The following is a 12,766-nucleotide window of genomic DNA, read 5'->3' as shown; positions in this document are numbered from 1 at the left end:
TAGAAAACCCGGTCCGCGAGGACCGGGTTTTTTAGCATGCTGACAAAGCCCCCCACGCGGGGGCTTGTTCGTTGTTAGCCGCCTATGGCGTTCATGCGTTTGTCTGCAACGGTGTGCTCCCGCATGTGCTGAAGCAGTTTGTAGCCCAGCGGTTTGCTGCGGTTGGCTGTTTCCAGCACGCGGCGTATCTGGGCCGGGGAGATTTTGGGGTTTCTGAGCAGCGGCCGCAGACGGTATTCCTTATCGGAAAAGAGGCAGGTGCGCAGTTTGCCGTCCGATGTGATGCGCAGGCGGTTGCATTCGGCGCAGAAGTGGTTGGACATGGGAGAGATGAAGCCAAGACGCCCGAGACCGCCTTCTATGCCGTAGAGACGGGCGGGACCGGCCCTGCGTTCGCCGGGGGCAAGGGTGGTGAGCGTGGCGAGGGAGCGCGCGGACTCCAGAATATCCGCAGCGGCCCAGAAATTATCCTGTGTCCAGCGGTTGCACTGGCCCATGGGCATGAACTCGATGAAGCGCACGTCCACGGGATTATGGCGGGCAAAGTTGACGAACACCGGCAGCTCATCGTCGTTGATGCCTCTCAGGGCCACGGCGTTCAGCTTAACGCGCATGCCTTCTTCCAGACATTCGTCAATGGCGCGGGTGACGTTGCGCAGCATGTCCCGACCTGTGATGTGCTGGAACTTGGCCCTGTCGAAGGTATCGAGCGAGATGTTCAGGTGGCGCACCCCCATATCCCGCAGGGGGCGTATCTTGCCGGAAAGCATGGTGGCATTGGTGGTGATGCGCAGGTCCAGCGCCGGGTGGCGATTGAGAAGCTGCCCGATGAGGTGGAGCAGATTTTTGCGTACAAACGGTTCGCCGCCGGTGAGCCGGACCTTGGAGATGCCCATGTCCACGGCGATATCCACCAGCCTGATCATCTCCTCATAGCTGAGGATATTGTCATGGCGAAGGAACTGTGGCTCTCCGCCGCTCCAGCAATACAGGCAGCGCAGGTTGCAGCGGTCGGTGACAGAAAACCGCAGGTAGTTCACGCTGCGTCCGTGGGCATCTGCAACGCCTTGCGCAGCGGGAACCAGAGGGGTGGCGGACGTGGTTTTGGTCATAATGCGGCTATGATGCGGCGGGCCATTTCCAGATCCGCCGGATAGTTGATGTTGAAGAAAGGAAGCGACTCCCTGCTGGTGTACGGTATGTATAATCTGGCCGATGCGTCAATGACCCGGCTGAGTTTATAGACATCGTTTTTTACTGCCTGCTCGAAATAGGGCAGGGCGGCGAATTCGTATATGGCCACCAGCGATTCTATGAAGCCTGTTTCCACCTGCAGGAAGGTGGTCATAAGGGTTGTCTCTGTGCGGTCATTACGCCTTGCGATCAGCTTGCGCAGGGTTTCGGTGTCCATGAAGGGCAGGTCGCAGGACAGAACCATGACCGGCCCCTGCGCGGCGCGTAATGCGGTCATGACACCCCCGATAGGGCCAAATCCTTCCTGCTCATCACACAGCCACAAATAGCCCGGAGCGTGCGGTTTATGTGCCCGGCCGGATATCCAGACCTCGTCCGCCACTTCCGCAAGCAATGCGCAGGAGCGGGTGAGCATGTCCGGTTCTGTTTCGCCGTACAGCCGTATGGCTGTTTTGTCGTTGCCGAGACGGGTGCTCAGGCCGCCCGCAAGCACCACGCCCGTTATGCCGTTGGCAGGGCGCGAGGCGTTCACCTGAGTACCCTGCCCGCCTTGTCTTCGAAGACGGAGAAACGGGTTTCGCGGTCACGGGCAAAGCCTACGAGCGTGGCTCCGTGCTCACGGGCCATATCCACGGAGGCCGTGGTAACAGCCGAGCGGCTGACGATGAACCGGAAACCTGCCCGGAGCGCCTTGGCACACAAGCTGGCAGTGACACGGGCCGAAACCAGCATGACCGCGCCGGAACAGGTGACGTTATTCCGGCTGGCCCAGCCTGCAAGCCTGTCCAGACAGTTGTGCCTGCCTATGTCTTCTGTGCGGTGCAGAATGCGCATGCTGCCTGCATCCAGAATGCCTGCCCTGTGGAAGCAGCCGGTATCGTCCCACAGGCCTTCGCTGCCCATGAACAGGGCCATGGCGTCCAGAAGTTGCTGCGCGGGAACGCTGGGAACCGGCAGTTCCGTGCGGGAGAGCTGTTCGCCGAGCCGGACGCGGAATTCTGTTTCGGCCAGAGGTTCCACGGACGCGGCGCGGCCCATGCCGCCCATATCCAGCAGAACGTGGCCGAGGGCAAGGTCCGGCAGGTCGCAGGGCCAGGCCCACAGGCGTTTAGGCGGGGCAAAGTCGGTATGGACGAGAACGGGAACCTCGCGGCTTACGATGTCGCCGCACTGTTCCCAAAGGCCGTCACGGAAGCGGCTTATGGCCTCTTCCCGCGGTGCAGCGGCAGGACCCCCCTGCAGGCCGGAAATGGTTTCGGTAGGCATGTCAGAACCCCCAGGCGGAAAGTGTGGGCCGGGAGAGTCCTTGCTCCCGGGCGAGTATGTCCAGTGTGAGCGATTCCAGATCGTCGAGTACGGGAATGCTTACAGCGTCCAGTTCCCGGAAATCGGTTGTTTTGATGTAGCAGTTGCAGGTTCTGCATACGTGCACCTCAAAGCCTGTTTCGCCTTCTGCCTTGAAGTATTCCAGCTTCTTGTGGTCTTCTTCGCCGCAGAACGCGCACTGCAGGCGCTTGGCACGGTATTCCGCCCGACAGAACGAACAGGTGAGGTGGCGGAAGCCTTCTTTTTCGTGCAGCGAAGCCATGATGGGCATGGATCCGCAGCACGGACAGTGCCCGAACGCCCACGGTTCGTCATTATTGTGCAGTTCTGCGAGAAGCAGGCCTGTGGCTTGCAGCGAAGGCGTGATGCTGCCCTGCACGAGAAAGCGGACAAGGCTGGGGGCGTCCGGCAGGCGTGCGGCCCAGTCTGCGAAAAATTCGGAGCTGTCGTGCAGAAAGGCGGTGCAGGCATCGGCGAGCTGGAAGCTGCCGTCTTCCAGTGCCTTGCGTACGATAACGGCGGATTGGGCCAGCGGGCCGCCGGAAGCCTCCATCAACGCCAGCAGCTTGCCGAAGAGAATGGCTGTCTGCTTGGCATCGTAGGGAAACTGTTCGCGGGGGAGCAGGGGCAGCCCCTGCACATGGGCGTCCGGCGTGGCGAGATGCTCGGGTAACTGCACGCTGACGGCGGCGCGCGAAGCCAGTTGCAGCGCGGCGGTGTCGGAAACGATGTCGAGCAGGGCGGCAGGCAGGAAATCTTTCTTGCGGAGCGAGGTGAGCTTGCGTTCCAACTGCTTCTGTTCCTTTTCCAGTTCGAATTTCATGAGATCTCCTGATGGGGAATGATGAAAATGTAGTTCGCGCGATAGGACATAGTAGCCACGAACGGCGAAATTTCAATGTGAAAAAATCATAATCTTGATTTTGCACCATATCTGTTTGTATGCGTAAGAATGAGTCTCTTTTGCCACGTGCAGGGTGCCAATGTGAACCATAGATTACAAAAAGTGTCCTTGTGTCGGGTGGAGCGGTTGTTTGCGCAGGATGCTCGTTGCGTGCAGAGAGTGCCGACCATACGGGGCTTGTGTCTCTGCCGCATTAGGATATGGTGTCGGTCAATCTTTACCGTATTCCGCTTCTGCAACACGATTCATCCCGTCTTTGTCGTCCGCAGGCGTGTTTCGGGTTTCTGCGATGCTGCGGAACCGGAAAACGGCCGGGCGCATGAAGGAAAAGGAGCCTGCAATGAGCACTGATCACGCTACACGTACCGCCGGGCAGGGCGGGAGCCTGTCTGCCGCCATGAACGGGATAACTGCGCTGAACCAGCGTATGCCCATGCCGGATATTGCCCGTTTTCTGGGCATTGTTCTGGTGTATTACGGGCATATCATAGAACGGGTGATGTATCTGCATGACCCCACGGCGACTATGCACTACAAGCTCATCTATTCGTTCCACATGCCGTTCTTTTTTCTGCTGGCGGGGTATGTGGCGGACGCGGGCAAGGGGCATCTGCCTCTGCGGCTGTTTCTCAGGCGGCAGGCGGCATCGCGGCTGGTCCCGTATCTGTTCTTTTCTGCCTTGCTGATACTGATGAGTCTTGTGCTGCCGGGGCATTTTGTGCTGGCAGACGTGACCTCGGCACAGGGATACATGAAAGGGATGCTCACCACCTTGCTGGGCTTTCCCGTTTTCAACATTCCGCTCTGGTTTTTTGTAAGCCTGTTTGCCGTGGAGCTGCTGCATTACGGGACGGGCAGGTTTTTGAACACGGATTTCAGGCTGCTGGCGGCTGCCGTGCTTTTTTATATAGGCGGCTATTACCTGACCCTGAAGGTGCAGTTCTTTCCGGGAGCGAACCTGTGGTTCGTATATGAAGCGCCTGTGGTGTATGCCTTTTATCTGGCAGGGGTGTTTTTGCGCAGGAAGGGGTTTTTATTGCGCAGGCCTTCTGTTTCCGCATTGCTGGGAGGGATTGCCGCATGCGCGTTTGTCGTGGCACTGACCTTTACCCTGAACAAGGGGCCGTTCCGGTTCTTTGATGCCGTGGTCATTGTGCTGGGCGGGCACGGGCATCTATTCTGGTTTCCCTTTACGGCGCTGGCGGGGAGCGTGATGCTTCTGCTGGCAGGCTCTTTGTGCGGTAACAGCAGATCGCTGCGGTATCTGGGAGAGAATACGCTTATTTTCTTCTGTCTGAACGGGGTGTTTTATCATTTCTTCAACGGGCCGTTTGCCGAATGGTTTATGGCAAGCCTGCCCGTTAATCCGGTCACGGTCACGGCGGCGGGAAGCGGCTTTACGGTGCTGAGTCTGGCCTGCTGCGTGCCTGCCGTGGTGTTTCTGCGCCGGTATCTGCCGCAACTGGTGGGCAGGCCAGCACAAGACGGCCCCCTGCTGCGTCCGCTCATCGGAAGAAACAGGGGGCCGGCGTAGAAGGAGACGGAGGAGAGAGGGGCGGAAGACGAAAGAATGTTTCTGCCGGAAACGGGGAGAACGAATCTGGCTGGCGGATTGTACCCCGCAGCGGATGTGGTATCATTCGGCTAGGCACGTCATGAGGTGAGGCGGGTCTTGAGACAGCCGGGAGGAACCGTGAAGAAGCTGTTCGGGCAAGGAATTGGGCGGCAACCGATATGGCTGGTAGCGATGCTGTTGAGTACAGTGTGCTGGGCCGGAGTGGCGATGGCTGGTGCCGAGGGCGCCTATGCGCCCAGAAACGGAACCCATGAGGCGCAACCGGGTGAGCAGGATGAACGGGTTGACATGGGCGGGCAAGGCGAACCGGACGGGGCCAATCGTTCGATCGTATTGGTCATAGAGAGTTACCACGCCGAATTTCAATGGGATAAATCCTATCTTGCAGGCATCCGTGCCGGACTGGGCGACGGAGTGGACCTGCACTCTTTTCAGATGGACACCAAGCGGCTACCGCGAGAGCGGTTTTTGGAACAAGCGGAAGCCGCGCTTGCCTTTTACCACGAATTGAAGCCCGACCTCGTGATTATTGGGGACGACAACGCGGCAGCCATGTTGGGCAGTCGTCTCGTGAACGAGGGAGTGCCTGTGGTCTACCTTGGAGTGACCGGAAATCCGCGCGGGTACGGCCTTTACGGGGCACCCAACGTGCTGGGGGTGCTGGAGCGCCCACTCGTTAAACGTTCTGTGTTGTTGCTATCGGAACTGCATCCGGGGCTTCGCAAGGTACTTGCCTTGTTTGACGCAAGCCCTACGGCTGCCGCCGTACTGGTGGAGCTGCTGGACGGCGAAGAGCATTTTTATGTGGAAAACGCCGAATGCAGGATGCACTTGGTGGCCTCTTACCATGAATGGCAGGAGATGGTGCTGCACAGTGCGGAAAACGGGTACGATGCCATTTTGCTGGGAACGTATTTCACGTTGCATGAACAGGACGGGGATGTGGTGGCGGACGAGGCTGTGATGTCGTGGATGCATGCCCATTCTCCGGTGCCTTATTTTGCGCTGTGGGATTTCAGCATAGGAGCGGGTAAGGCTGCCGGAGGCTTTGTCATGCGGGGTGAGGAACAGGGGCGGGCGGCAGCGGTACTTGCCCGTGTATTGCTTGAGGGCAATCAAGGTGGGGCTGTGCCGCAAACGACACAGCCCGTTCTGGTGTTCAGCAAAAGGGAGATGGCCCGCTGGGGCATTGTTCCTGATCCCAAAACGCGGGAACGGATGCTCTGGGTGGAGTGAGTGTCCGTAATAGCTTCACGCTGCAAGATGCCATCCCGCTTCCGGGGTTTTGTGGTGCCCCGCTCTAAGCCTCTTTTGCGGCACTGTGCTGGTAGATGTGCACGTCGCGCTGCGGGAAGGGGATGCTGATGCCGTTGGCGTCCAGTGCCAGCTTGAGGGCCTCTGTCAGGCGGAACCGCACATCCCAGTAATCTGATGTGTTCACCCACGGGCGGATGACAAAGTTGACGCTGGAGTCTGCCAGTTCCGCAAGTGCCACGGTGTAGGCAGGGTCCTTGAGAATTTTTGGCTCTGCATCCAGCACGGCGGTGATGACCTCGCGCGCCTTGGCCGTGTCGTCTGCGTATCCGATGCCCAGTGTCAGGTCTATGCGCCGGGTGTCGTTGCCGGTGACGTTGGTGATGACCTGCCCCATGATGAGGCTGTTGGGAATGATGATTCGCTGGTTATCCGGCGATTTGAGCACCGTGTTGAACAGGTTTATGGACACCACGGAGCCGGATATGCCGGCTACCTGAACGAAGTCGCCGAAGGTGAAGGGGCGGAAGAGCACCAGCATGACGCCGGAGGAGAAGTTGCCCAGATTGTCCTTCATGGCCAGACCGACAGCCAGACCCACAGTACCCAGAATGGCGATGAACGAGGTGGTGTCTATGCCGACCTGCGAGGCTGCCGCGATGAGCACCGTGGCCATGAGCACGTAGTAGGCCACGCCGCGCAGAAAGTTGATGAGCAGCAGGTCCAGCGCCTTCAGTTCCATGGCCTTGCGCAGCAGGTTGGCAAGGCGTCTGGCTATCCAGTTGCCGATGATGAGGATGAGCAGCGCAACAACGAAGTTTGTGCCATTTTTGGCGGCCCACAGGACCAGTGTGTCGCCGTATTGCTCCAGCAGTTCGGCCATGAGAATTCCTCCGTATGATGTCGTTTGTCGCCATCATACAGGGTTGTTGGTCCGGAGCAATGAGAAATGCGCCGCACTTTTCGGAGTGCGACGCATGATTGTAGTGGATATCCGGGTTACTCAGGCTACTTGGGCGGCACGGTCAGCACGGTCAGGAGTCGCTGCATGCGGCTGCGCGCAACGTACAGTCTTTCAGCGCTTGAGCCGTTTGCCCATGGAGAAGGCCTTGCCCAGAAAATCGCCCACGGCGTAATATTCGCGGCTGACAGGGGTGAAGATGACGGGGTCTACCTTGAGCAGGTCCGGCAGACCGTCTTCGCGCAGTACGCCCTTTTCTACCTTTACGTCTTTGATTTCGCCGATGAACTGGGTGTGCAGTCCCACTTCCACGGTCTGGGTCAGGGCGCATTCCAGCACCACGGGAAACTCGTTCACGTAGGGGGCGTCCACAAATTCTGCCTTGATGGGGGTAAGCCCCAGCGCGGCGAACTTATCCTCATCTCTTCCTGAAAAAATGCCTGCGTAGTCCGCCTGTTCCAGAAAGGCGCGGGGGGTGATGTTAACCGTGAACGCGCCGCGTTCCATGATACTGCCGTGGGTGTAGGTGGCAGCGCGCAGCGAAACAGCCACGCTGGGCGGCTTGGAGCAGCAGATGCCGCCCCATGCGGCGGCCATGATGTTCGGGCGGTTTTCCCGGTCATAGGAACCCACGAGGAAGAGAGGGGCGGGGTAGGCTATGGTTTTGGCACCGATGGATGTCTTCATCTTGCTATCTCCTTAGGAAACGGGATTCCGGACGGTCTTCAGGGGGCATGCCGAACAGCGCGCTGTATCCGTAGCATAATCGTGTGGCGAAAAAAGGACAAATGTGGTGATGGTGCCACGGCAGCCTGCGGGGGCGTTACCTTTGCCATGCCCTTCGGGCACGCGCTCATGGCGCTGCATACCACGGATATCCCAAATTGCCAAATTTGTCGCCTGCGATGCTTGCGTGCTGTGCGGGTTTCTGCTAGCGGATTCTGATGTACAGGATTTTCGGGCGGTTCAGTGAATTTTTGCCAGCCGTCCGGTCCCTTTTGGACGTCACCATTTTTCAGGAAGGAAGAAGGATATGCTCAGAAAAAGCACTTTGCTTGTTGCCGCCCTCAGTTTTGTTCTGCTCTTTGGTTCCATGGCCTTTGCACAGAAGCATTATGTGAACGGCATTGACGCCAACTACCCTCCCTTCGGCTACATTGACGCCAGCGGCAAGCCCGCCGGATTTGATGTGGATTCCCTGAACTGGATTGCCGAGAAGATGGGCTTTACCGTGGAGCACAAGCCCATGGAATGGTCCACCATCGTGCAGAGCCTGGTTTCCAAGAAGATTGACCTTGTGTACTCCGGCATGTCCATCACGGAAGAACGCGCCAAGCAGGTAAACTTCTCCGACCCCTACTGGAAGGTCGCGCAGGTTATCGTGGCCAAGAAGGACTCCGGCCTTACCGTTGACGGCGCGATGAAGGGCGGCAAAGCTCTAGGCGTGCAGTCCGGCACCTCCGAAGCGGATTCCCTGCAGAACATGGTGGGCAAGGACGGCTACAGCTATGATCTGAAGTACTATGATTCCGCCCCGCTCGCCATTATGGATATCCTGAACGGCCGCGTTCCCGCAGCCGCCATGGACATTGCCCCTGCCAATGACGCTATTGCCCACGGCAAGGACATTGAGATTGCGGGTGAGTTCGGCGAACCCGAGTTCTTTGGCGTGGCAGTGCGCAAGGACGATGCCGAACTGCTTGAGACCATCAACAAGGGGCTTAAGCTGCTCATGGCTGACCCCTACTGGGAAGAACTGAAGGCCAAGCACCTGAAGGACGGCTCCCACTAATTCCTGAGTTTTGCAGTTTTTCGGGCCGGAAGGTGGGGGAGATTTCCTGTCGCCTTCCGGCCTTTTTTTCTGTATAGCGTCCGTGCACGCACAACGATACAAGCACGGAGCGCGAAAGCCGTTTTTTCCGCGTGGCGCGGTTTTCCACACAACGAATCATGCAGCAACTTTCCGTAATCATGGACGCCCTGCCCTTCATTTTGCAGGGGGCAGGCGTTTCTCTGGCCATAGTCTGCTTTTCCATGGGGCTGGGTCTGCTTATGGGCGTGCCCATGGCGGTGGGGCTGGTGTATGGTCCTGCCCCGGTGCGCTGGCTCATCGGCCTGTACGTGTGGTTTTTCCGCGGCGTACCCATTCTGGTGCTGATGTTCCTGTTCTATTTCGGCATCTTTGATCTGCTGGATCTGGACCTGAACGCCATTTCCGCCGTTTCGCTGGTGCTGGGACTCACCAGTGCCGCGTATCAATCGCAGATATTCCGGGGGGCCATCCAGTCGCTGCCGCAGGGACAGCTCAAGGCTGCACGGGCACTGGGCATGAGCGACAGGCAGGGCATTGTTTCCATAATCCTGCCGCAGGCACTGCGGCTTTCCATTCCCGCCTGGTCCAACGAGTATTCCATAATTCTCAAGGATTCTGCGCTTGCCTACGTGGTGGGCGCCATGGATATTTTTACGCGCACGCATTTCGTGGCCTCACGCACGTATGAGCATCTGGCATTGTTCATCAACGCGGGGGTGCTCTACTTCATCATCACCCTTGTGGGCGTGAAGCTGCTGCTCGCCCTTGAGAAGAAAGTCCGTATTCCCGGTTATACCCAGTAAGGATGCATAGCATGACACAGACGCCTGTTCTGCGTGTTGAAAATATTCGTGTGACCCTTGGGGGCAAGAGTATTCTGAAGGATGTTTCCCTGTCCGTGAACAAAGGGGAGCTGAAGGTGCTTATAGGCCCCTCCGGTGCGGGAAAGTCTACCTTTCTGCAAAGTATAAACTGTCTTATCCATCCGGATTCCGGGGAGATATGGCTGGATGGCGAAAAGGTGGATATGGACCATAAGAGGCGGCTTTTCGAGTATCGCCAGCATGTGGGCATGATTTTTCAGGACTTCAATCTCTTTGACCATCTGCGCGCCGTGGACAACGTTTCCATAGCCCTGCGCAAGGTTAAGGGCATGAGCCGCAAACAGGCGCAGGAACGCGCCGTGGCAGAGCTGGAACGGGTGGGGCTGGGTAACAGGATGCACCTGTATCCGGCGGAGCTTTCCGGCGGGCAGAAGCAGCGTGTGGCCATTGCCCGCGCCCTTGCCATGGACCCCAACGTGTTGTTGCTGGATGAGCCTACTTCTGCTCTGGACCCGGAACTGGTGGGCGAGGTGCTGGCAGTTATCCGCGACCTTGCCCAGAGCGGGCTGACCATGGTTATGGCAACGCACCAGATGGATTTTGCCCGTGCGCTGGCGGATGAGATTGTCTTTATGCAGCAGGGAGCCATCATTGAGCAGGGGAGTCCCGCCGCACTGCTTGCCGCAGGCTCCGGAACGCGCACGGCGGATTTTTGCAGCCGTCTTTCCGACCTGTATCAGGAGATGTGCTAGTGGACGCCGAGTTTCTGGATATGCTCCTGCCCGCCCTGAACAAGGGGCTGTGGATGAGCGCCAAGCTGATAGTGCCCTCTGCCGTGTTCGGCACGCTGCTGGGCGTTGTGGTGGGAACGCTGCGTGTGTTCGGGGGCACGGCAGTGCGCCGCTTCTTTGACGGGTATACCGCCCTGTTCCGGGGGGTGCCGCTCATGGTGCAGCTGTTCATCTTTTATTTCGGGCTTCCGGCCTTCGGCATCTATTTTGAAGCGTATGGTGCTTCAGTCACCTGCTTCATCCTGTGCAGCGCGGCGTATCACTCGGAATACATCCGGGGGGCGCTGCATTCCATCCGCGACGGGCAGCTTAAGGCCGGGGCGGCACTGGGCATGAGCCGGGTGCAGACCGTGGCCTGGATAGTGGTGCCGCAGGCTTTTCGCAGGGCACTGCCGGGATGCGGGAACGAGATTATCTACCTTATCAAGTATTCTTCGCTTGCCTACCTTATTTCCTGCATGGAAGTGACGGGCGAGGCACGCGCCATTGCCGCCAAGACCTTTCGTTTTGCCGAGGTCTTTATGGTGCTGGCCCTGTATTACCTGTTTCTTGTCTCCATTGCCACGTGGCTGCTGAAGCGTATCGAGGATGCCCTGTACATTCCGGGTTTCGGACGCCAGAAGTAGCTTTTTACCCGTTTTTGCGTCAGCCGCAGGAGTGCGCTCATGACTTCTTCTCCCTCCCTTTCCCCGGACAGCAGGGCGCGGGCGGCGCTTGTTGCCGCCCTTGGTGCCGCCAAGATTCTGGAAAACCCCGGCGAGCCTTATGACCGCGATTCCTCCAGCTACACGGCGGTGCCGGACCTTGTGGTGCTGGCCGAGTGCGTGGAGGATGTGCAGCAGGTTATGCGCCTTGCCAACGAGCATGGGTTTGCCGTGATTCCCCGCGGAGGCGGCACCGGAACCTCCGGCGGCTGCGTGGCTTTGGGCGGCGGGGTGGTGCTCTCGCTGGAGCGCATGAACCGCATTGTGTCCATTCATACGGAAAATTTGGTGGCGGTGGTGGAGCCGGGTGTGATTACCCAGACCCTGCGTGACGCCGCAGCAGCCAAGGGGCTGTTTTATCCGCCGGACCCTGCGGGCATGGATGCTTCTACCATCGGGGGAAACGTGGCGACCAACGCAGGCGGTCCTGCCTGTGTGAAGTACGGCGTGACCCGCGATTACGTGCTGGGGGTGGAGGCGGTTACGCCCACGGGCGAGCGCATACGTGCCGGGGTGCAGACCCGCAAGGGCGTGGTGGGCTATGACATGGCGCACCTGCTGTGCGGTTCTGAAGGAACCCTTGGGGTTATTACCGGGCTGACGCTCAAGCTCATTCCGTTGCCTGCCGCCACGGTGGGGCTGGCGGCGGTTTTTGCCTCCATGGCGGACGCCATGCGCGCCGTGACCGCCATTCTTACTGCCGGGCATCTGCCTTCTGCCTTGGAATTTCTTGACCACAAGTGCCTGCAACTGGCGGGAGATGATCTGCCGTTCAGCGTTCCGGGCTGCACTGCCTCGTTGCTGATTGTGGAACTGGACGGAGCGCGCGACCAGATAACCGCTGAAATGGAAGCGGTGAAGGGCATATGTGTTGCCACGGGAGCCACCCACACCATGCCCGGAGGCACGGAAGAAGAGCGGGAGCGCATATGGGGCGTGCGCAGGCGCACCTCTACCCGTATTCGGGCGCATGCTCCCATCACCATCTCCGAGGATATTGCCGTGCCCATAGGGCGCATTGCCCCGTTCATTGAACTGGTGCCGGGATTTGAGGAGGAGTTCGGCCTGGATATTTTCTGTTTCGGGCATGCGGGAGACGGCAACATTCATCTTATTGTCACCGCGCCGGAACGCAGTGAAAAACACCGTGTGGATGACGGCATCCGCGCTATTGTGCAGCAGGTGCTGGATATGGGCGGAACGCTTTCCGGTGAGCACGGCATAGGCGAGGCCAAAAAGGGGCTGCTGCCCATGGAGCTTTCGCCGGAGTCCATCCGTCTGCAGCGGGGCATCCGCCGCGTGTTTGACCCCAACGGCGTGCTCAATCCCGGCAAGGTGTTCTGATTCCGGCCGGGTGAAACGACCCATAGGGTTACGATCGGCCATATCACTGCGCTCACCGCGATCACACGCTCACTG

At 58.9% G+C, this 12,766-nt stretch carries 13 protein-coding genes; 7 read left to right on the top strand and 6 right to left on the bottom strand.

From position 1 onward, the window contains the following. Positions 1–74: 74 nt before the first annotated feature. Genes moaA through HUV26_RS06955 form a run of 4 tightly spaced genes read right to left on the bottom strand, consistent with a single transcriptional unit; the run spans position 75 to position 3,343 of the window. Complete coding sequence (gene moaA / locus HUV26_RS06970; protein ID WP_174409396.1) at positions 75–1,112, bottom strand: GTP 3',8-cyclase MoaA; 1,038 nt, start codon at positions 1,110–1,112, stop codon at positions 75–77. After that, positions 1,109–1,726 carry a molybdenum cofactor guanylyltransferase gene (gene mobA, locus HUV26_RS06965; protein ID WP_243451299.1) on the bottom strand — a complete coding sequence of 206 codons (618 nt, stop codon included), beginning with the start codon at positions 1,724–1,726 and terminating at the stop codon, positions 1,109–1,111. The genes moaA and mobA overlap by 4 nt, the downstream gene beginning before the upstream one ends. Further along, positions 1,723–2,460 carry a formate dehydrogenase accessory sulfurtransferase FdhD gene (locus tag HUV26_RS06960; protein WP_174409395.1) on the bottom strand — a complete coding sequence of 246 codons (738 nt, stop codon included), beginning with the start codon at positions 2,458–2,460 and terminating at the stop codon, positions 1,723–1,725. Before HUV26_RS06960 ends, mobA begins: the two co-directional genes overlap by 4 nt. 1 nt (position 2,461) lies before the next feature. Beyond that, complete coding sequence (locus HUV26_RS06955; RefSeq protein WP_174409394.1) at positions 2,462–3,343, bottom strand: formate dehydrogenase accessory protein FdhE; 882 nt, start codon at positions 3,341–3,343, stop codon at positions 2,462–2,464. Positions 3,344–3,764: 421 nt separating this feature from the next. Here HUV26_RS06955 and HUV26_RS06950 point away from each other — a divergent pair, with 421 nt between their 5' ends. After that, positions 3,765–4,958 (top strand): acyltransferase family protein, encoded by a 1,194-nt coding sequence (locus HUV26_RS06950; RefSeq protein WP_174409393.1) that lies wholly within the window; start codon positions 3,765–3,767, stop codon positions 4,956–4,958. Positions 4,959–5,207: 249 nt separating this feature from the next. After that, entirely contained in the window at positions 5,208–6,236 is a 1,029-nt protein-coding gene (locus tag HUV26_RS06945) for an ABC transporter substrate-binding protein (protein ID WP_174409392.1), read from the top strand. 64 nt (positions 6,237–6,300) lie between these two features. On the opposite strand, the gene HUV26_RS06940 is transcribed toward HUV26_RS06945, so the two are convergent. Together HUV26_RS06940 and HUV26_RS06935 are read right to left on the bottom strand one after the other, a co-directional pair. Next, a complete protein-coding gene (locus HUV26_RS06940) occupies positions 6,301–7,137 on the bottom strand; it encodes a mechanosensitive ion channel family protein (RefSeq protein ID WP_174409391.1) in 837 nt (278 codons plus the stop codon). Between the two features lie 192 nt (positions 7,138–7,329). After that, entirely contained in the window at positions 7,330–7,902 is a 573-nt protein-coding gene (locus HUV26_RS06935) for a flavin reductase family protein (protein WP_174409390.1), read from the bottom strand. 346 nt (positions 7,903–8,248) lie between these two features. On the opposite strand from HUV26_RS06935, the gene HUV26_RS06930 reads away from it, so the two are divergent. From HUV26_RS06930 to HUV26_RS06910, 5 genes are all read left to right on the top strand, one after another. Next, entirely contained in the window at positions 8,249–9,007 is a 759-nt protein-coding gene (locus tag HUV26_RS06930) for an ABC transporter substrate-binding protein (protein ID WP_174409389.1), read from the top strand. A 155-nt stretch (positions 9,008–9,162) separates the two neighbouring features. Continuing rightward, on the top strand, positions 9,163–9,831 hold the full coding sequence (locus tag HUV26_RS06925) for an amino acid ABC transporter permease (protein WP_174409550.1): 669 nt from the start codon (positions 9,163–9,165) through the stop codon (positions 9,829–9,831). 11 nt (positions 9,832–9,842) lie between these two features. After that, complete coding sequence (locus tag HUV26_RS06920) at positions 9,843–10,604, top strand: amino acid ABC transporter ATP-binding protein (RefSeq protein WP_174409388.1); 762 nt, start codon at positions 9,843–9,845, stop codon at positions 10,602–10,604. A 20-nt stretch (positions 10,605–10,624) separates the two neighbouring features. Then, entirely contained in the window at positions 10,625–11,269 is a 645-nt protein-coding gene (locus HUV26_RS06915; protein WP_174409549.1) for an amino acid ABC transporter permease, read from the top strand. A 39-nt stretch (positions 11,270–11,308) separates the two neighbouring features. Further along, the gene (locus tag HUV26_RS06910; protein ID WP_174409387.1) at positions 11,309–12,691 is read left to right on the top strand and encodes an FAD-binding oxidoreductase; all 1,383 of its coding nucleotides are present in this window, start codon (positions 11,309–11,311) and stop codon (positions 12,689–12,691) included. Positions 12,692–12,766: the final 75 nt, after the last annotated feature.

The organism is Desulfovibrio psychrotolerans, from assembly GCF_013340305.1.
Taxonomy (GTDB): domain Bacteria; phylum Desulfobacterota; class Desulfovibrionia; order Desulfovibrionales; family Desulfovibrionaceae; genus Halodesulfovibrio; species Halodesulfovibrio psychrotolerans.
This window is presented reverse-complemented; position numbering and strand designations above follow the sequence as displayed.